Source organism: Campylobacter sp. LMG 7929 (assembly GCF_024723595.1).
Lineage (GTDB): Bacteria > Campylobacterota > Campylobacteria > Campylobacterales > Campylobacteraceae > Campylobacter_D.
On record NZ_JANQCY010000007.1, the window covers coordinates 1 to 19,580 of the forward strand.

The window sequence follows — 19,580 nt, forward strand, 5'->3', positions numbered from 1 at the left end:
CACCACTTTCTTCTATGCTTTTTGGTAAAGGAAAAAATCCAAAATAAGCATACTTCACAATCCATCCTATAATCACACTATAAAAAGAAACAATCAAAATAGCACCTATTAAAGAAAAGCCGACTATAGACCAAGCTCTTTTGTGTTTTGGTGCTAAAGTATAATAAGCATTTACAGGATCTTTTTCACTAAGTTTTCCTATGCCAAGTTCTGCTAAAAATATCACAAAACCTACACCCAAAGTCAAAAGTAAATACAAAAGTACAAAGGCTGAGCCTCCATTTTGTCCTACTAAAGTTGGAAATTTCCAAGCATTTCCAAGCCCAACAGCTGAACCTGCCACTGCTAATACAAAACCTATTTTAGAAAATTTATCATTCATAAAAATAGCCTTAAATTTTATAAATACATGAAAAATATTTAATGTAGCTAAAAAAAACTTTAATTTATTTTAAAATACGCTTATTAATTTAAATTTCAATAATTTTAAAGCTATATTAATATATAATTTCGCTTTTATAAATCACGAGTAGGGATACGCAAGCCGAAAGGATTTAAATTTTATATCGAGGAAATACTATGAAAAAAATCGTATTTTTAATGCTAGCTTTAAGTGGTTTTGCATTTGCGGCTGAAGGCTCTATGAATCAATGGTTAGCTTCTTTTTCTATCTTAGCAGCAGGTTTAGGACTTGGTGTTGCAGCTTTAGGTGGTGCTATTGGTATGGGTAATACTGCAGCAGCAACTATAGCAGGTACTGCTAGAAACCCTGGTCTTGGTGGTAAATTAATGACTACTATGTTTATTGCTTTAGCGATGATTGAGGCTCAGGTTATTTATGCACTTGTTATTGCTCTTATCGCTCTTTATGCTAATCCATTCCAAGCATTAGTAGCAGCTTAATTATAAAAGCCCTTTTTAGGGCTTTATGCGGTTATGGTGGAACTGGTAGACACGCCATCTTGAGGGGGTGGTGCGCTCAGCGTGTGCGAGTTCAAATCTCGCTAACCGCACCATTTAAGGAATTTTAAAAAATGGTTTTTTATCTCTTAATTAGTGCAATAGCTTTTTTAATTCTTTTTTTTGCTATTAAAAAATATACACTAAAATTAGATGAGCAAGTCTTACTTGAACCCATTAAAAATGATATCTATCCTGAGTTTTGTGATCTTATTAACGAAGAAATAAGAAATATCAAAAACAATCTTTTGCAAAACACTTTTACACTTCAAAATGAAAATAATAAAGATAAATTTTTGGAAAATTTAAGCGATATGAGCAGAAAGCTTAACCATATTCAAACTATGAATTTAAGTAAAAAAAGCAATGCTTTATGGGAAGAAGCTCTTTTTGACTTTTTAAAAGATCTCGAAAAGTTTAATGAACAATACTTAAAGAATAGTGATGAGATTAATGATTCAATCAGAACTTCTTTGCAAGAAAAATTTTCTAATTTAACAAAAAACTAACACAAACAAATTATTTATTTCAAAAAACACTTTATAATTTTAAGCTATTTTTATAAAGGAAATTCATGTTTGTCAATAAGAAAAAAATCAATGAACAAATTATTCAATTAGAACAATCTAATCAAGCTTTTCAAGATATACTTAATGCTATTAGCAAAACTATGGCGATGATAGAATTTCAAACAGATGGAACCATCATGAGTGCTAATGAAAATTTTCTAAAAACTATGAATTACTCTCTAGATGAAATTAAAGGAAAACACCATAGTATGTTTTGCTTACCTGAAGTAGTAAAATCTCAACGCTATGTTGATTTTTGGAGAGATTTAAAAAGTGGTAAATCAAGAAATGGTCTTTTTAGACGCATCGCAAAAGGTGGAAAAGACATTTATCTTGAAGCTAATTATCTTCCTATTTTAGATCAAAATAACAAAGTATATAAGGTTATTAAATTCGCCAATGACATTACTCAAAGACACTATGAAATGCTTGATTTAAAAAATACCATAGATGCAGCTAATCGTTCTATGGCTATTATTGAATTTAATCCTTATGGAGAGATTTTAAATGCTAATGAAAACTTCACTCAAACTATGGGTTATTCACTAAATGAAATCAAAGGAAAACACCATAGTATGTTTTGTGAGGAAAAGTTTAGAAACTCAAAAGAATATACAATTTTTTGGGAAGAATTAAGAAGTGGTAAATTCCAATCAGGAAAATTTATACGCTTTGGTAAAAACAATAAACTAATCCATCTAGAAGCAAGCTATAATCCTATCAAAAATGATGATGGAGAAATTTATAAAGTTATTAAATTTGCAACAGATATTACCGAGCAAGTTGTAAGAGATGAGGAAAAACTAAAGCTCATTAGCGAGCTAGCAGAACAAAATGATAATTTAACTCAAGAAGGTGATAGTGTTATAGAAAATACGGTTCAAAATATTCAAAATATTGCCGAGATGATGAATAATAGTAGTAATTTAGTTTCATCATTAAATGAACAATCAGAAGAAATCAAAAATATCATTCAAACTATTAGTGATATAGCAGATCAAACCAATCTTTTAGCGCTAAATGCAGCTATTGAAGCAGCGCGTGCTGGAGAACATGGACGTGGTTTTGCCGTGGTTGCTGATGAAGTTAGAAATCTAGCTGAAAGAACTGGACATTCAGTAAATGAAATTACTACCACCATTAATTCTATCAGAAATGTAACAGCTGAAGTTGTACAAAGCATTAAAGATGGCTTAAGTGGCGTAAATCAAAGCGTGGATTTAGCCAAAGAAGCTAGAGAATGTATGGAAAAAATTAGAAATAGCTCAGCTCAAGTAGCACAAGCTATGCAAAATAAATAAGAGTTTTTAGCTTAAAAGCTAAAAACTTTTCCCGCTATAAAGCTTTTTTCTACCTTACCTTGCAAGGTATTATTTGCATATAAACCTTCCCCTTTAAAAGAAAGATTTTCTTCAAATACAACTAAATCAGCATCAAAACCAAGTTCTATTTTACCTTTGTTTAATCCTAAAAATTGCGCTTGATTATAACTTGTAAAATCACATAATTCTTTCCAAGTTAAAATACCTTCTTTTACTAAATATGTAAAACATAAACTCATATACATAGCTATAGCATTAACTCCAAAGTCTGCTTCATCAAAAGCTAAATCTTTTTTAGTGCTAGGAGTATGCAAAGAACTTAAGAAAGTAATTTTTTTATCTTGAAATAATTTTTTAAGACCTATTAATTCATTTTTTGCTCTTAGTGGAGGTAAAATTTTTGCTTGAGTATTGAAATTTTCACAAGCGTTTTCATCTTTGATTAAATGATGGATTGAAATTTCACTATATTGATCATGTAATAATTCAAATGATCTTGTAATTGCTAAAGAGTTAAAACAAGCTTTGTTTTTATAAAACTCCACCAATTCTTTCATTTTTGCTACTTCACTAGTCTCAGCTATATCGCTAATTCCTATAAGTCCTAATTCAAAACTTGTTTGCCCATCATTCATCACCCCATGATCATCAAAACTCTCATCAAAACACTTTAAAAATACCGGAGTTGATTTCATATTAGCATATTGCATACACTGTCTTAAATAATTTGCGCCTAAAGTACTTGAAAGCTCCAAACCTTTTGCACCCATATCAATTAAGGTAGCAATATTTTTTAATTTTTCTGTTTTATCTAATACATTAATAGTAGGTAAAACATTAATATCTAAAGATTTTAATTTATCAAAATAAAGTGCATAGCCTTGAGTGTTAGCTTCTAAACTATCTTTTAAAACAATAGTCCCTACCCCGCCTTTTAAGCATGCTTTTTCAAGATCATATAATTTATCTATACTAAATTCATTATCAAGCAAACTAACATTTAAATCAATAAACGAAGGAAGCAAAGTTTTGCCTTTTATATTAACAATATACTCATCATTATTTAAATCATTGGCAATTTGAGTGATTTTTCCATCTTCTATTTTAAGATCAAGTACTTGTTCACCATAAATTTTTGCATTTTTGATAATCATGATATTTCCTCCTTTGATGACATCAAATCTTTCAAAGATTCCCAAGCATTTTTACCCTCTAGCATTAAAACCACTTCATTGACAATCGGGGTATAAATTTGAAATTGCTTTGATAAGGCATGTATAGCATAAGCAGTTTGCACTCCTTCGGCTACCTCTCCAAGCTCCATTAAAATATCTTTTATATTTTTACCACTAGCCAAACTCAAACCTACCCTATAATTTCTTGATAGATTGCTTGAAGCTGTTAAAAATAAATCTCCAGCCCCACTAAGTCCTAAAAATGTTTCTTCTTTAGCACTAAAAAACTGCCCAAAACGGTGCATTTCTACTAAACCTCTTGAGACTAAAGAAGCTCTTGCATTATTGCCTAAATTTAAGCCATCACAAACTCCGCTTGCAATTGCTAAAACATTCTTATAAGCACCACAAATTTCAGCACCTTTAACATCAGAACTTGTATAGGTTTTAATATAGTTTGGAAAAAAACTTGCAAATTGATTACAAAGTTCTTGATTTTTACCACTAATAACCAAAGCACAAGGTTTTTTTTCTAGCACTTCGCTTGCAAAAGAAGGTCCACTTAAAAAACAAAGTCTATCACTACTTATGAACTCACCAAAAACCTCATCCATAAATTTTAAACTTTTGCAATCAATACCCTTAGAAGCTACAAGAATTTTTTGATTTAAATCTTTAAAATTATTTGCAAGCCATTCATGTATTCCTTGAGCATATAAAGCAAAAACCAAATATTCATACCCTAAAGCTTCTTTGGTGCTAACAAAATAAGAAAGATCTTTTTCGTGAAAAGAAGTTATCACGCATTCATTTTTAACACTCAATGCATCATATAAAGCACTTCCCCATTTTCCTGCACCAATAACTGCTATTTTCATATTTAACCAAGTTTTGCTTTTAAAATTTCATTTACCTTAGCAGGATTAAACGCACCCTTGCCTGCTTTCATTGCCTGACCGACAAAGAAACCAAAAAGTTTATCTTTACCACTTTTATATTCAGCTACTTTATCTTCATTGTTTGCTAAAATTTCATCAACAATCTTTTCAATAGCACTATCATCGCTTACTTGTTTTAAACCAAGTTTTTCAATAGCATCATCAATTTCAACTTCTGTATTTTCAAACACATAAGCTAAAATATCCTTACCTGCTTTAGCACTAATAACACCTTCTTCTATGCGTTTGATTAAAACAGCTAATTTTTCTTGTTTTATAGGTGAGTTTTCTATAGTTAATTCACCTTTTAAAAGCCCCATTAACTCAGTTGTAAGCCAAGTAACACAAAGTTTTGGGTTTAATTTTTGACCAATTAAATACTCAAAATATCTACAAAGCTCTAATGAAGAAACAATCACTTCACTATCGCTTTCTTTAATACCTAATTCATTAACAAATCTAGCTTTTTTCTCATCAGGAAGTTCAGGTATATTTTGACTTAGCATTTCATCATCTAAAATTACAGGTAAAAGATCAGGATCAGGAAAATATCTATATTCAGCAGAATCTTCCTTACCTCTCATACTTCTAGTAACCAAATTAACCGTATCAAATAATCTTGTTTCTTGCACAACTTCTTGATCGTATTTTCCATCTTCCCAAGCTTCACTTTGGCGTTTTACTTCATACTCAATCGCCTTTTGGATAAAACGGAATGAATTTAAATTTTTAATCTCCACTCTAGTATAAAGCTTATCATCATCCTTTGGACGAATACTAACATTAGCATCACATCTAAAACTACCTTCTTGCATATTTGCATCTGAAATATCTAAAAATCTTATAATAGAATGAAGCTTTTTCAAATAAGCCACTGCTTCATCAGAACTTCTAAGTTCAGGCTCGCTAACGATTTCAAGCAAAGGTGTACCTGCTCTATTTAAATCTACTTTTGAAAAATTACTTTCATGTATATTTTTCCCTGCATCTTCTTCTAAATGAGCTCTAGTGATACCTATGCGTTTATTTTCTCCATTTACATTGATAAACAGTTCACCATTTTCTACTATGGGAATATCAAATTGCGAAATTTGATAAGCTTTTGGCAAATCAGGATAAAAATAATTTTTTCTATTAAAAATACTTTTTTTATTTATAGTTGCATTAACTGCTTTTCCAAATGCTATAGCTTTTTTCACCGCTTCTTGATTTAATACAGGCAAAGCACCTGGTAAAGCTAAACATGTTGGGCATACATTAGTATTTGATTTTTCTCCAAAAGAAGTTGCACATGAGCAAAAGATTTTTGTTTTGGTATTTAATTGTGCATGAACTTCAAGTCCTATAACAACTTCAAACATTAAAATTTTCCTTAGAATTTTTTGTTTATTCTAGCGTTTTTTATTTCAAAAAGAGTTTAAAAAAGAATAAAAGAGGAATATTAAAAAGAAAAAAGCAAAAAATATTTTTTGCTTTTTAAAAATTAATGATGTTCATCAACTACAGTCGCACCTGCTAAATAAACATAAGTTAAAATCATAAAAATAAACGATTGCAAAAATGCCATAAAAGTTAAAAGCATATAAGCAGGCAATGGTGCAACCCAAGGCACAAGAGCTAAAATAACTGCTAAGAATAAATCATCTCCTTTGATATTACCAAATAAACGGAAAGATAAAGAAATAACTCTTGAAAAATGAGAAACCACTTCTATAGGAAACATTAAAGGTGCTAGAATTTTAACAGGTCCCATAAAATGTGCAAAATACTTAAAAAATCCTTGAGTTCTAATGCCTTCAAAATGATAATACACAAATACTATAATAGCTAAAGAAGCACTAAAATTTAAACTAGCACTTGGAGCTTCAAAACCTGGGATAATTCCTATAATATTACTAAAAAACACCATAAAACCTATAGTTGCAACTAAAGGCAAGTATTTTCTAGCAGCTTCATCACTACCCATGGTATCTCTACCCATGCTTAAAATGCCTTCCATATAAGCCTCAGCTAAATTCTGACTACCTCTTGGGACAATTTGCATGGATCTTGTAGCAAGTTTTGCTAAAATCAAAGAAATCACAACCACTATACCCAAATGAAAAAAGTATGCAAAAGTGTGACTAGAATCTATAAAAGAACTAAATAAAAATAAATCTTTCATTAAAAATCCTTAGCAGAATAAATATTTCAAAGCTAATATTATAAAAAAAAATTGCTTATATTTTAATGAAAATTCATTTTATTAGCACAAAAATATCCACCCAAAATCGCACCTGTAAAACCACCTCCAGGAAATATAAAAGCATTAGCAAAATATAAATTTTCTATACTTTTACTTTTGTAGTGCAATCTGTATTTAACCCCTTCTTGATCTTGAGAAAATCCATAAATTGCACCCTCATAAGCTTTAGTATATCTTTGTATAGTTTTTGGCGTAGCTAATTCTTGATGGATTAAGTGTGAGCTTAAATTTGGAAATATCTCATCTAGTCTTTGCACTATAGCTTTTAATACCTCTTCTTTTTTAGCTTTATAATCTTGTTTATTTAAATCCCATTCACTATAATTTGAACTAAAAGCTACAACACCTATGTATCTATCGCTAGCTAAACCACTATCAATTTTAGAATAATTCACAAAAGCCATAGGTCTTTTTTTGATATCTAGTTTTAAAATATTAGTATTTTCATATGAACTATTTAAAAAATCATCTTCAAATATAAAATTGCAATAATCCATATTTTCATAAATTTTAGAAATATCTTTATCATAAATAAAATAAGCACTTACCAAAGAACAAGCACGCTTTTTAGACTCTATTGCTTTGATTTCTTGGGTTAAATTTAAATCTTTAAGCAAGTCTTTATATACGATTAAAGGATCACAATTTGCAATGATATTTTGCGCATAGATGGTGTGTTTTTGATTATTTTGAATGTATTCTACTCCATAAGCTTTTTGATCTTTTGTGAGTATTTTAACAACTTCAGCCTTAGCTAAAACCTGTCCTTGATTTTCTTTTATAACCTCAGCCAAAGCATCACTTAAAGCTTGTGAACCACCTTTAATATATACCCCACCATCATAATAATGCTTTTGAGCAATGCCATGAAAACTAAAAATAAATTCCTTACTATCATGATGATAATAACTCATATTTGCATTTAAAATCTTTTTTAACTTATCATTTTTAATATAAGCATTTAAAACATCATAAACTTTTTTATTAAACAATCTATTTTTGATAAATATCCAAGAAGTGCTAAATGGAAATAACAATAGTTCACTTAATTTTAAATCCCAAGGAAACCTTCGAATAGCATAAGCTTGCGTTTTTATAGCCTTAAAATATTTATCAATGCCTTTACTTTCTTGTGGAAATTCTTTTTTCAAAACCTCTTTTACGTTTTCTATACCATGAGGCAAAGTTAGATTATAATTTTTACTTTTAATACTCCATGCGCTTGGTAAAGGTAAAATTTCAATTTTATTTTTTATACCAAGTTTTTCAAAAACCAAATGTTTCATATCAGTTTTTGCTTCACCTAGATCCATCTCATGAAGCCCCGCATCAATCAAAGCACCTTTTCTTTTAAAACAAGTAGCACAACCACCAATTAAAGAATGCTGTTCTAAAACTAAAACTTTTTTACCATTTCTAGCTAAAAAAGCACCCGCGCTTAAGCCTCCAAGACCTGAACCTATAATAATTACATCAAATTTTACATCCATTCTAAAACCTCACGTAATTCTTTGGCTACAAAACATTTTAAACCAAGTTCTTCCATAGGTTTTACAGGCACTATGGCATTTTTAAATTTTTGCATTTTAGCTTCTTTTAAACGCACATCAAGCGAAAATACTTCTTTAATCTCACCATTTAAACTAAGCTCACCCACAAAAACACTATCTTTGCTTAAAGGGCGGTTTTTAAAACTTGAAATAATCGCTGCAACCACCGCTAAATCTGCCGCAGTTTCACTAATTTTCACCCCACCACTTACATTAATAAACACATCATAATGACCCAAAGGAATTTCAAGCTTTCTCTCAAGTAAAGCTATGAGCATATCTAAACGGTTTTTTTCATAACCTGTTGCACTGCGTTTTGGGTAAGCACTCTCACAAACTAAGGCTTGAATTTCTAGTACTAAAGCTCTGCTTCCTTCCATCACTACACTCAAAGCGCTACCACTTACTGCCTTGCCACGCGTAAAAAATCTATTAGCTATATCTTTAGCACTAATTAAACCCTTAGAAGTCATTTCAAAAATACCAACTTCAGAAATATTTCCAAAACGATTTTTAAAACCTCTTAAAATTCTTATTTCTTTATTAGCATCACCTTCAAAATAAAGCACTACATCTACCATATGCTCTAAAATTCTAGGTCCAGCTATAGCTCCATCTTTAGTAATATGACCTATGATAAAAGTGCTAATATTATTAGCCTTAGAATAGCGCATTAACTCAAAAGTAATTTCTCTAACTTGAGTAATACTACCTGCTGCTGAAGTAATTTTATTAGAATATAAAGTTTGTATAGAATCAATAATTAAAATTTCATAATCTTTTTTAGAAAGCTCACTTAAAATATCTTCCAAGCAAAGTTCAGTAAGTAAAAATAAATTCTCGCAATTTGCATTCAAACGATCTGCGCGCAGTTTGATTTGAGATTTACTCTCCTCTCCACTTACATAAAGTACTTTTTTACCACTTTTAGCCAAATTAGAAGCAATTTTTAATAAAAGTGTGGATTTTCCAACCCCAGGTGAACCCCCAATTAACACCAAAGAGCCCACAACAAGCCCACCGCCTAAAACTAAATCAAGTTCATTATCATCAGTGCTAATGCGAGTGAAATTTTCTGCTATAACATCATTTATACATACTGCAGAACTTGGAGTGTTTGAGAGTGAATTTAACTCTTTTAAAACCTTAATTTGTTCTTGCTTTAACTCAACAAAACTATCCCAAGAACCACATTCAGGACATTTACCTAGCCATTTACTTTGTTGATTTCCACAAGCTTGGCATTCAAATAAAATATGTTTTTTAGCCATAAATTATGCAAAAATCTCTTCAACTAAAGTTTTAACATATTCATTAGGATTAAACTCATGAATTTGTCCTAGTTGCTCCCCTACTCCTACATATAAAATAGGAAGCTCAAGTTCCCTTGCTATACTAAACAAAGCCCCACCTTTAGCGGTTCCATCAAGTTTTGTAATAATCACTCCATCAAGTTTTACTAAATCATTAAAAGCTTTTGCTTGCAAAATTCCTGCCACACCTTGAGTACCATCAAGTACAAGGATTTTTCTATGAGGAGCTCCCTGCATAGCTTTATCACTTATACGAACAATTTTTTCAAGCTCATTTGCAAGATTTTTTTGATTTTGCAAGCGTCCTGCTGTATCTAAAATAACCCTATCATAGTTTTTTGCCAAAGCTTTAGAAATAGCATCATAAGCAACTGCTGAAGGATCATGTCCTTGTGAAGTAGCTATGATATCTATATCTAATTTTTGCGCCCATAATTTTAACTGCTCTATAGCTCCTGCCCTAAAAGTATCACAAGCTCCAAGTATAACCTTTTCACCATTTTCTTTATGCAAATGTGCCATTTTAGCAATGCTTGTGGTCTTACCCACTCCATTTACACCTAAAATCAAATCCACAAAAGGTTTGGCATTAGCAAGTTCTGGCTTATCATAAATAAAATAAGTTCCCATAACACGCTCTAAATCGGCCTTTTTAACCTCATCATTTGGAGGAAGATAGTAAATGATCTCTTCAACTATCTCATACGCCACATCAGCTTCTAAAAGCATTTCTTCAAGTAAATCTTTAGTAATGATTTTATTTGAAGCCTTAACTAAATGAATACTTTCTAAGGTTTTTTTCAAACCATTTTTTAAAAATCCAAACATCACATTATCGCTTTTTGTATATCTATATCTAGCATTTCTTCAGGGATTATCCCTAAATACTCTTTAATCTTTTCACCTTTTGTATTAAATAACACCATTGTTGGTACAGAACTGACATTTAAAACTTTAGAAAAAACAAAATTATTCTCTCCTATAGCTACTGGAAATTTAATTTTTTCATCTTCTATAAAAGTTAATATTTCTTGCTCTTTATTTTCTTCTAAAAAAAGCGCTATTACTTCAAATCTATCTTGATATTTATTATTTAGATTATTTAAATGTGGAATTTGAGCCTTACAAGGTGCACACCAAGTCGTAAAAAAAACAAACAATTTAGCTTTAGCTGTATCATCAAAATTAAATGCTTGCTCATGATATTTTACATACATTTTTCTACCATCTAAAAATTTTAAAGTAAAATCAGTATTTTCACTTTGAGTTAAACTTGCATTGTCTATATTTTCAATGCTAGAATTTTCTTTATCACTCGAACATGAAGTAAAAAATATCATAATAAAAATTACTAAAAAAATTTTAAATTTCAAATCTTATCCTTATGATTTTTTAAGCTTAAAAGTATAACATAAAAAGTTAAAAACTTTAAGGAAAGCCTTGATAAAAAACAATTTTAGAATAAAACAAAAATCCAAAATGCATTTAAAATTAAAGTATCAATACAAAAGGGATTTTTTGGTTTTTCAAGAAATAAAGAAAATTCTAAATTTATGCAAAAATTGTAGAAATATCCTTATATATATCCCTTTAAAATATGAAATTAATCTTTATAAATTCAGGCATTTTCTAACAAAAAAATATCAAATTTTCGTCCCATTTATGCAAGATAAAAGTTTAAAGGTAGTAAAATTAAGATTAGCTCTTGAAAAAAAGAGCTTTGGGGTGTATGAGCCAAAAGATTCTTTTTTGCAAACTCGCATTGATGTTGCGATTATCCCTGTAATAGGTGTAGATGCAAAATTAGGAAGAATCGGTCATGGTCAAGGTTTTTACGATAGGTTTTTTGAAAGCATTTCTTATAAAAAACCTTTGGTTATTTTTACGCAAATGATCGATGCAAAATCTGATCAATTTTTTAGCCAAGATCATGATATAAAAGGAAATTTTTATATAAACCCTTATAAAAAATATTTTAGGAAAGTTAAAAACAATGATAGAAATATTAGTCGCATTAATAGCCGTTTTTATAGGCGGAGGGATTGGGTATATAGTCGCCAAAAAGATTAATGATGCAAATTTCAATATCTTTTTAGAGCAAGCAAAAGCAAAAGCAAAAGCCATTGAATATGAAGCTGAACTAACACTTAAAGATGCTAAAAATTCGGTTGCTGAAGCTGAATTTGCGGCAAAGAAAAAATTTGATGAAAAAATTCAAAAACTTCAAAAAGAACATTCTATTAAGCTAGAAGAGCTTAATAAAAAAGAACAAAATCTTCATTATCAAGAAAAACTTCATGAGGAAAACAAAAACAAGCTGGCAAAAGAACAGCAAGCTATAAAAGCTTTACATGAGGAAAATGAAAATTTAAAACAAAATTATGAAACAAAGCTTAGTGAAGTATTAAAAATTCTTGAACATTCAGCTGGTCTTACACAAGAAGAAGCAAAAAATATAGTTTTACAAAAAGTAGAAGAAAACTCAAGAGCTGAAATTGCTCATATTGTTAGAAAATACGAAGAAGAAGCTAGAAATGAAGCCAAAAGAAAAGCTAATTTTATCTTAGCGCAAGCTACTTCAAGATTTGCAGGGGAATTTGCTGCTGAAAGATTAATTAATGTGGTAAATATCAAAAATGATGAGCTAAAAGGTCGTATTATAGGTAAAGAAGGAAGAAATGTTAAAACCTTAGAAATGGTTTTGGGTGTTGATATTATCATCGATGATACACCTGGAGCAATTATAGTAAGTTGTTTTAATCTATATAGACGCGCCATTGCTACAAAAGTGATTGAACTTTTAGTTGAAGATGGCAGAATTCAACCTGCAAAAATAGAAGAAATTCATGAAAAAGTTTGCAAAGAATTTGAAGATAATATCTTAGAAGAAGGTCAAACTATAGTAATGGATTTAGGACTTAATAATATACATCCTGAAATTGTTAAATTAATAGGAAAATTAAGATATAGAGCAAGTTATGGCCAAAATGCTCTAGCACATTCTTTAGAAGTGGCACATTTGGCTGGAATCATAGCAGCTGAGTGTGGCGGGGATGAAAAATTAGCAAGAAGAGCTGGGATTTTACACGATATAGGCAAGGCTTTAACACATGAATTTGAAGGCTCTCATGTGGATTTAGGAGCTGAACTTTGCAAAAGATACAAAGAACATCCTGTTGTGATTAATGCAATTTATGCTCATCATGGGCATGAAGAAGCTATTAGCATAGAATCAGCTGCAGTTTGTACAGCAGATACACTAAGCGCTGCACGCCCTGGAGCAAGACGTGAAGTTTTAGAAGCCTTCTTAAAAAGAGTGAGCGAACTTGAAGATATAGCAAAGAGTAAAGAAGGGGTTAAAAAAGCTTATGCTATTAATGCTGGTAGGGAAATTAGAGTTATTGTTAATGCAAAATTAGTCAATGATGATGAATCTGTGCTTTTAGCTAAAGAAATAGCTGAAGAGATTCAAGAAAAAGTTCAATACCCTGGCGAAATAAAAGTTAATGTTATCAGAGAGCTTAGAGCGATTGATTTTGCAAGATAAGGTTTTTCATGCAAGAAATGATAGATAATCTAAGTACTTATGGCTATTTGATTTTATTTTTTTATTCTTTTGGTGGAGGTATGGTTGCTATACTTGCTGCAGGAGTGCTTTGTGCAAGTTCTACTAAACTTGATTTGCATTTATGTATATTTTTAGCCTTTTTAGCTAATACCATAGGCTCAACCTTGTTGTTTATCTTGGGAAAATACTATAAAAAAGACATAATGCCTTATTTTAAAAATCATAGAAGAAAAATCGCTCTTGCTATGATGAAAATCAAAAAATACGGTGACTTGCTTTTAGTAGTGCAAAAATTTATCTATGGAGTAAAAACTATCATTCCTATAGCAGCAGGTCTTTGTAAATTTAGCTTTGTAAGATTTTTTATCATCAATACCTTAGCTAGTTTAATTTGGGCTGTTATTTTAGGTTATGCTGGTTTTATTTTTGGAAATACCCTAAAAGAAGCTTTTGAAGCATTTGCCAACTATCCTTACATAGCTCCTGTTTTTATAATCACTTTAATTTTTATTATATGGTTATATTTATCACGCTTTTCTAAGAAAAAATGAGTTTAAAATTCTCTATAAAAGAAACTTATAGAGAATTTTTTATTTTATTATTGTGTTTTTTAGCAATTTTTAGTTTAAATCTCATCTATGAGTATAAAAAATATCAAAATTTTAAACTTACTAAGCATTTATTACTTAAAGATAACATCGTTTTATCTTCTTATGAAAAAACTAATAAAAAAGGTAAAAAATATCAAGTTTTAAAACTCAAAAATTCTGATTTTATTTTTTACACCACTAGCTTTAAAGATCTAAATTTAAGTAAAAATGATATGATAAATCTTAGAATTATCACTAAAAATATTAACTTTAAAGATTATCTTAGTAAAAGTTTTTATGCACCAAGTTATGATTTTAACAAAACTAAAACACAAAAAGAAAATACACTAATAAGATATTTTTTAAATCAACATCATAATGAAAAAGTCAAAGAATTGTATGGGGCTTTATTTTTTGCCAAAAATGTATCAAGTGAGCTTAGAAATGATGTAAATTTTTACAATATTGCACATTTAATTGCTATTAGTGGATATCATTTGGGCTTGTTATTTAGTTTTTGCTTTTTGATTTTTGCTCCTTTATATGCTTTTTTTCATAAACGATATTTTCCTTATAGAAGTTTAAAGCTTGATATTAGTATTTTTGCTTTCTTGCTTTTAGTTTTTTATATATTTTTAATAGATTATAGCCCTTCTTATACAAGAGCTTTACTGATGAGTCTTTTTGCTTTTTATTTATTTAGTAAAAATATTAAAATACTTAGTTTTAAATTTTTATTTTTAAGTATAGTCTTTTGCATTAGCATTTTTCCAAAACTTCTTTTTAGTGTTGGGTTTTTATTTTCTATTTTAGGAGTTTTTTATATTTATTTATATCTTCATCATTTAAAAGATCAATTTTCAAATTTTACTCATGTTTTTTTGCTAAATATCTGGACTTTTTTAGCAATGATTATCCCCGTCTTATACTTTTTTTTCCTCTACTTAGCTTTCAGCAATTTTTAGCCATACCTTTAAGCTTAACCTTTGTGGTATTTTATCCTTTGGTTTTAATCTTGCATATTTTTTCTTATGGAAATTTATTAGATTTATATCTAATGCATTTTTTTGAGTTTAAAATGCATGCGATTAATCTATCAATACCTTTTGTGTTTTATTTTATTTATTTAATTTTATCTTTAATCGCTATATTTAATAAATACTTAGCTCTTTTTGTAGTTTCTCTTGGGTTTATTCCCTTTATTTTCTTGATTTAAAAGCAAATAAGCCTTTAAGCCTAAAAGATAAATAATCCAAGAAATGTAAATCCACAAAAAGAAAAATAATATTACAGAAAAAGAACCATATACATTTAAATAAGTTTTATTATATACAGCATAATATACAAAAATCATCTTAGAAATATACCAAATTACAGAAGCGCCAAAAGAACTAATAAGTAAGGTTTTTAAATCACCTTTTTTGCTTACTGAACTTGAATAAGAGACAAAAAATAAAGCCCATATAATCACATAGGGTAAAATCTCAAAAAAATTTAAAGCAATATTAAAATCATCTAAGGTTTTTTGTATAAAACCTGAAATATAAAAACTCACACCAAGTCCAAGCGGAGTTAAAGTTGCTAAAGTCCAATAAGAACTTATACTATGCCAAAGACTTTTAGAATCTTCCTCTAAAAGCTTATTAATCACATAATCATAACCTGAAAAAAAAGCCAAAGAAGTCAAGGCCATAGCCAAAAGCCCTATAAGTCCTAAATTTACGCTGTTTTTTAAAAAGGTATTGATATACTGTATGATTAATTCTTGTTGAGTTGGGATTAAAAAAGTAAAAATTAAATTTTTAATTCTTTCTTGATACATTTCAAAACTTGGAATTTGGGTAAAAACCCAAAAACACAAAAACAAAAGTGGTATTAAAGATAAGATAGTATAAAAGCTCAAAGCTGCAGCATAATTTAAAATTTCTTTATCTCTTAAAGCTAAAAGAATTTTAAATAAGTTTTTAAAACTCATCAAAGTCCCATTTTGAAAGGATTGAGTATATTATTTGGATCAAATGCTTTTTTGATATTTCTCATTAAGTCCATTTCAGCTTCACTAAAAGCAAGCTTCATAAAAGGAGCTTTTGAAATGCCTATGCCATGCTCTCCACTTAAAGTCCCACCTAAAGAGACCGTAAGCTTAAACACCTCTTCCACAGCTTCATAACCTTTTTTAACTAATTCAGGATTGTTTTTATCACTTACCATTACATTGGTATGCACATTACCATCGCCAGTATGACCAAAACAAGGGATTTTAAAACCATATTTTTTAGAAATTTCAGCTATGCCTTTTAAAAGCTCAGGTAGTTTTGAACGTGGCACTGTAATGTCTTCATTAAGTTTTAAATTTCCATACATTGCTATGCTTTGAGAGCAATTTCTTCTAGCAAACCAAATATTAGTTGCTTCTTGTTCATCTTTTGCTATTTTAAACTCTCTTACACCAGATTCATAAAAACTTTCTTGCAAGATTTTCAAATCTGCTTCAATAGCCTCTTCTACATTACCATCTACATCAGCTATTAAAATCGCACCCGCATCCATAGGCAAGCCTTTTTGGAATTTTTGCTCTAATGCTTGTATGCTTAATTGATCTAAAAATTCCATAGATACAGGAGTTACACCTTTGGCTAAAGTTTTATAAACTGCATTCATTGCTTCATCAATGCTATTAAAAATCCCCATAGCTGTCTTTTTAAACTTTGGCAAAGCAACTAGTTTTAAAGTAATCTCGCTAAGCACAGCCAAAGATCCCTCGCTTGCTATTAAAATTCCAGCTAGATTATAACCTGCTACATCTTTTATGGTTCTTTTACCTGCTCTAATGATTTCTCCATTAGGTAAAACTGCTCTTAAGGCCATTACATAATCTTTAGTTATACCATACTTAGCAGCCCTCATACCCCCTGCATTTTCGCTTACATTTCCTCCTAAAGAAGAATACTCCATGCTAGCAGGATCAGGCGGATAAAATAAACCATATTCTTTTACTTTTTCTTGTAAAGCCATATTTATCACACCAGGTTGTACTACTGCGACTAAATTTTCAAGATCAATTTCTAAAATTTTATTCATATGTTTTTCAAAGCTTAGCACCACTCCACCATTAACAGCCAAGCTTCCACCGGTAAATCCGCTACCTGAGCCCCTAGGAATGATGATGATTTTATTTTCATTGCAATATTTTAGAATTTGACTAATATCATTTTCATCTCTTGGGAAAAGCACTCCATCGGGTAAGTAATGCTTTTTAGTGGCATCATAACTATACGCTCTTTTATGGATAGGATCAAAATGCGCATTTTCAACCCCTAAAAGATCTTGAAAGAATTTTTGATGAATTTCTTGCATTATTTTTCTCTAGTTAAGCTAATTAATTTTTCATAATATACATAATAATTTCCAATAGCCTCATCATTTAAGCTAAAAATATCACTTTTATAACCTGTAATTCTTGAATAAAATGGAATTTGCAAACTTTGAGCTTGCGGTATGGTAAATTCTTCTATCTTGCCAAAGTCTTGACAATCAACTATCTCAGCTTTATTTTCTAAAGCTACTACTAAAAGCCCTACAGCATTTTTTGAACAAAAAGATCTAAAATCTGATCTTCTTGGGGTTTGGCGGTATTCTTGTATCATATGAGCACCAAATAAATCAGGGTGTAAAAAATAAAGTCCATTTAATTTTTGAGCTATAAAATCATACACATTTTTATCAGGAGCTATAATCAAGGCTCTATCATATAAATAATTTAAAACTATTTTATCGCCTACTTGTGGCAATACATTTGGTAAAGGCATAGCATCTTGAGCTAGCATATCAAAAACTTTAAATTGTAATTTAACCAAGCCATTTTCACGCCCTATCACACTAGCTCTTGCAATGATAGATTTTTGTGTATCAATTTCATGTACAACTATACCACTTGAGTGCAATAAAATTCTAGGATCATCTTTTATATAACCATAAATATCATCTACTTTTTCAAGTTTTGTTTGTATTAAATCAAAATTTTTAGCTTGTAAAAATGCTAAAAAACAGCAAAGCATTAAGATAATTCTTGACAATTTATACTCCTTAAAAAGTGTAAAAATAAATTATATTGTTTTTTTCTTACAAAATTGTAAGAAAAATTAAGTAAAATACAAATTTATGTTTAAATTTTAGAAGGCTTTAGATTATCATGAAAAAAATTTTCATATCTTTACTTATATCCATAAAACTTTTTGCTATTTCAAGTGTTGAAGAACTTTCTTGGGAAAATGGCAAAACTTTACTTGATTTTTTACAAGATCATTCTATACCACTTAATTTATATTATAATCTTGATGGAGAAGATAAAGAACTAAGTGCAGAAATCACAAGTGGTGTTAAATACCAAATGCTAAAAGATGAACAAGGTGAACTTGAGCAAGTTTTAATCCCAATTAGCGATGATTTACAAATTCATATTTACAAAAACACTGAAAATAAATTCGTATTGAGTTTTACTCCTATTTCTTACACTAAAGAAAAACGAACTATTCGCGTAGCTATTAACAACTCAGCTTATCAAGATGTTTATGATGAAAGTGGCAGTGTAACCTTAGCAAGAGCCATGGTGAGAGCTTTTAAAAATAGTGTTAACTTTAAAAATGTCAGAAAAGGCGATAGTGTAGTATTAATTTATGAGCAAAAAAGAAGATTAGGAAGACTTTTTGGCGATATTAATATCCAAGCAGCTTTAGCTAACATTAGAGGCAAAGAATATTCTGTGTTTTTATATAAAGATTCTTATTATAATGCTCAAGGAAAAGAACTTGAAAATTTCTTTTTAACCAAACCTGTTAAATACACAAGAATTTCAGATCGCTTTACTAGGGCAAGATATCATCCTATCTTAAAACGCTATAGAGCGCATTTAGGTATTGACTATGCTGCTCCAACGGGTACTCCAGTTAAGAGCGCAGGAGATGGGACGATTAGCTTTGTTGGGACAAAAGGTGGTTATGGCAAGGTTGTACAAGTAAAGCATGTATCAGGCTATATGACTTTATATGCTCATCTTAGTCGTTTTGCAAAAATCAAACGCGGTCAAAAAGTCAAACAAGGCCAAGTGATTGCTTATGTAGGCTCTACTGGTATGAGTACTGGGCCACATTTGCATTTTGGACTTTATCTAAATAACAAAGCAATTAATCCTGAAACCATAGTAAAAATTCCAAAATCAAGCCTAAGCGGTAAAAACAAAGAAGAATTTTTAAAAATGGCAAAAGAGTATGAAAATCGCTTGCAAAGCATTGATGAAAACTATAAAAATCCACCAAAAGAACAAAATATAGAAAATTCTATGGAGCTTTGA

17 protein-coding genes, 1 tRNA gene and 4 pseudogenes are annotated in these 19,580 nt (G+C 29.9%); 10 read left to right on the forward strand and 12 right to left on the reverse strand.

All coding sequences use genetic code 11. The features are described from left to right. Nucleotides 1-382 (reverse strand): annotated as a pseudogene (locus CAMP5118_RS04405) (sodium-dependent transporter); the annotation flags it as partial. Between the two features lie 197 nt (nucleotides 383-579). Between CAMP5118_RS04405 and CAMP5118_RS04410 the strand changes: the two are divergent. From CAMP5118_RS04410 to cetZ (CAMP5118_RS08085), 5 genes and pseudogenes are all read left to right on the forward strand, one after another. After that, the gene (locus CAMP5118_RS04410) at nucleotides 580-903 is read left to right on the forward strand and encodes a F0F1 ATP synthase subunit C (protein WP_012661906.1); all 324 of its coding nucleotides are present in this window, start codon (nucleotides 580-582) and stop codon (nucleotides 901-903) included. Nucleotides 904-930: 27 nt separating this feature from the next. Beyond that, a tRNA-Leu gene (locus CAMP5118_RS04415) sits at nucleotides 931-1,016 on the forward strand. Nucleotides 1,017-1,034: 18 nt separating this feature from the next. Continuing rightward, nucleotides 1,035-1,469 (forward strand): hypothetical protein, encoded by a 435-nt coding sequence (locus CAMP5118_RS04420; RefSeq protein ID WP_337216705.1) that lies wholly within the window; start codon nucleotides 1,035-1,037, stop codon nucleotides 1,467-1,469. A gap of 167 nt (nucleotides 1,470-1,636) precedes the next feature. Next, a pseudogene (gene cetZ, locus CAMP5118_RS08080) lies at nucleotides 1,637-2,302 on the forward strand (energy taxis response protein CetZ); the annotation flags it as partial. A gap of 102 nt (nucleotides 2,303-2,404) precedes the next feature. Beyond that, nucleotides 2,405-2,830, forward strand: a pseudogene (gene cetZ / locus CAMP5118_RS08085) (energy taxis response protein CetZ); the annotation flags it as partial. 11 nt (nucleotides 2,831-2,841) lie between these two features. Here the strand turns inward: cetZ (CAMP5118_RS08085) and CAMP5118_RS04430 are convergent. The 8 genes from CAMP5118_RS04430 to CAMP5118_RS04465 form a co-directional block, all read right to left on the reverse strand. Further along, nucleotides 2,842-4,005 carry a metal-dependent hydrolase gene (locus tag CAMP5118_RS04430; protein WP_337216707.1) on the reverse strand — a complete coding sequence of 388 codons (1,164 nt, stop codon included), beginning with the start codon at nucleotides 4,003-4,005 and terminating at the stop codon, nucleotides 2,842-2,844. Then, entirely contained in the window at nucleotides 4,002-4,904 is a 903-nt protein-coding gene (locus CAMP5118_RS04435) for an NAD(P)H-dependent glycerol-3-phosphate dehydrogenase (protein WP_263724944.1), read from the reverse strand. The genes CAMP5118_RS04430 and CAMP5118_RS04435 overlap by 4 nt, the downstream gene beginning before the upstream one ends. A gap of 2 nt (nucleotides 4,905-4,906) precedes the next feature. After that, nucleotides 4,907-6,325 (reverse strand): Asp-tRNA(Asn)/Glu-tRNA(Gln) amidotransferase subunit GatB, encoded by a 1,419-nt coding sequence (gene gatB, locus CAMP5118_RS04440; RefSeq protein ID WP_337216708.1) that lies wholly within the window; start codon nucleotides 6,323-6,325, stop codon nucleotides 4,907-4,909. Nucleotides 6,326-6,447: 122 nt separating this feature from the next. After that, nucleotides 6,448-7,128, reverse strand: a complete 681-nt coding sequence (locus tag CAMP5118_RS04445) for a F0F1 ATP synthase subunit A (protein ID WP_039668715.1) — start codon at nucleotides 7,126-7,128, stop codon at nucleotides 6,448-6,450. 62 nt (nucleotides 7,129-7,190) lie between these two features. Beyond that, nucleotides 7,191-8,699 carry a phytoene desaturase family protein gene (locus CAMP5118_RS04450; protein WP_337216709.1) on the reverse strand — a complete coding sequence of 503 codons (1,509 nt, stop codon included), beginning with the start codon at nucleotides 8,697-8,699 and terminating at the stop codon, nucleotides 7,191-7,193. Then, entirely contained in the window at nucleotides 8,690-10,030 is a 1,341-nt protein-coding gene (gene radA / locus CAMP5118_RS04455; protein ID WP_258108000.1) for a DNA repair protein RadA, read from the reverse strand. The genes CAMP5118_RS04450 and radA overlap by 10 nt, the downstream gene beginning before the upstream one ends. Before the next feature lie 3 nt (nucleotides 10,031-10,033). Beyond that, a complete protein-coding gene (gene ftsY, locus CAMP5118_RS04460) occupies nucleotides 10,034-10,900 on the reverse strand; it encodes a signal recognition particle-docking protein FtsY (RefSeq protein WP_220517071.1) in 867 nt (288 codons plus the stop codon). After that, nucleotides 10,900-11,445 carry a TlpA family protein disulfide reductase gene (locus tag CAMP5118_RS04465; RefSeq protein WP_337216710.1) on the reverse strand — a complete coding sequence of 182 codons (546 nt, stop codon included), beginning with the start codon at nucleotides 11,443-11,445 and terminating at the stop codon, nucleotides 10,900-10,902. The genes ftsY and CAMP5118_RS04465 overlap by 1 nt, the downstream gene beginning before the upstream one ends. 67 nt (nucleotides 11,446-11,512) lie before the next feature. Between CAMP5118_RS04465 and CAMP5118_RS04470 the strand changes: the two genes are divergently transcribed. From CAMP5118_RS04470 to CAMP5118_RS04485, 4 genes and pseudogenes are all read left to right on the forward strand, one after another. After that, nucleotides 11,513-12,142, forward strand: a complete 630-nt coding sequence (locus CAMP5118_RS04470) for a 5-formyltetrahydrofolate cyclo-ligase (protein ID WP_263663456.1) — start codon at nucleotides 11,513-11,515, stop codon at nucleotides 12,140-12,142. After that, on the forward strand, nucleotides 12,066-13,619 hold the full coding sequence (gene rny, locus CAMP5118_RS04475) for a ribonuclease Y (protein WP_039628788.1): 1,554 nt from the start codon (nucleotides 12,066-12,068) through the stop codon (nucleotides 13,617-13,619). Before CAMP5118_RS04470 ends, rny begins: the two co-directional genes overlap by 77 nt. Before the next feature lie 8 nt (nucleotides 13,620-13,627). Continuing rightward, nucleotides 13,628-14,191, forward strand: coding sequence for a DedA family protein (locus tag CAMP5118_RS04480; protein WP_039668721.1), 564 nt, complete (start codon nucleotides 13,628-13,630; stop codon nucleotides 14,189-14,191). Next, nucleotides 14,188-15,446, forward strand: a pseudogene (locus CAMP5118_RS04485) (ComEC/Rec2 family competence protein). Before CAMP5118_RS04480 ends, CAMP5118_RS04485 begins: the two are co-directional and overlap by 4 nt. Here the strand turns inward: CAMP5118_RS04485 and CAMP5118_RS04490 are convergent. Genes CAMP5118_RS04490 through CAMP5118_RS04500 form a run of 3 tightly spaced genes read right to left on the reverse strand, consistent with a single transcriptional unit; the run spans nucleotide 15,393 to nucleotide 18,297 of the window. Continuing rightward, nucleotides 15,393-16,205 carry a YihY/virulence factor BrkB family protein gene (locus tag CAMP5118_RS04490; protein WP_087685400.1) on the reverse strand — a complete coding sequence of 271 codons (813 nt, stop codon included), beginning with the start codon at nucleotides 16,203-16,205 and terminating at the stop codon, nucleotides 15,393-15,395. The pseudogene CAMP5118_RS04485 and the gene CAMP5118_RS04490 sit on opposite strands and share 54 nt — an antisense overlap. Then, nucleotides 16,205-17,587, reverse strand: a complete 1,383-nt coding sequence (locus CAMP5118_RS04495; RefSeq protein ID WP_337216711.1) for an FAD-linked oxidase C-terminal domain-containing protein — start codon at nucleotides 17,585-17,587, stop codon at nucleotides 16,205-16,207. The genes CAMP5118_RS04490 and CAMP5118_RS04495 overlap by 1 nt, the downstream gene beginning before the upstream one ends. Continuing rightward, the gene (locus tag CAMP5118_RS04500) at nucleotides 17,587-18,297 is read right to left on the reverse strand and encodes a plasminogen-binding N-terminal domain-containing protein (protein WP_442863227.1); all 711 of its coding nucleotides are present in this window, start codon (nucleotides 18,295-18,297) and stop codon (nucleotides 17,587-17,589) included. The genes CAMP5118_RS04495 and CAMP5118_RS04500 overlap by 1 nt, the downstream gene beginning before the upstream one ends. Before the next feature lie 125 nt (nucleotides 18,298-18,422). Between CAMP5118_RS04500 and CAMP5118_RS04505 the strand changes: the two genes are divergently transcribed. Then, entirely contained in the window at nucleotides 18,423-19,580 is a 1,158-nt protein-coding gene (locus tag CAMP5118_RS04505; RefSeq protein WP_337216712.1) for a peptidoglycan DD-metalloendopeptidase family protein, read from the forward strand.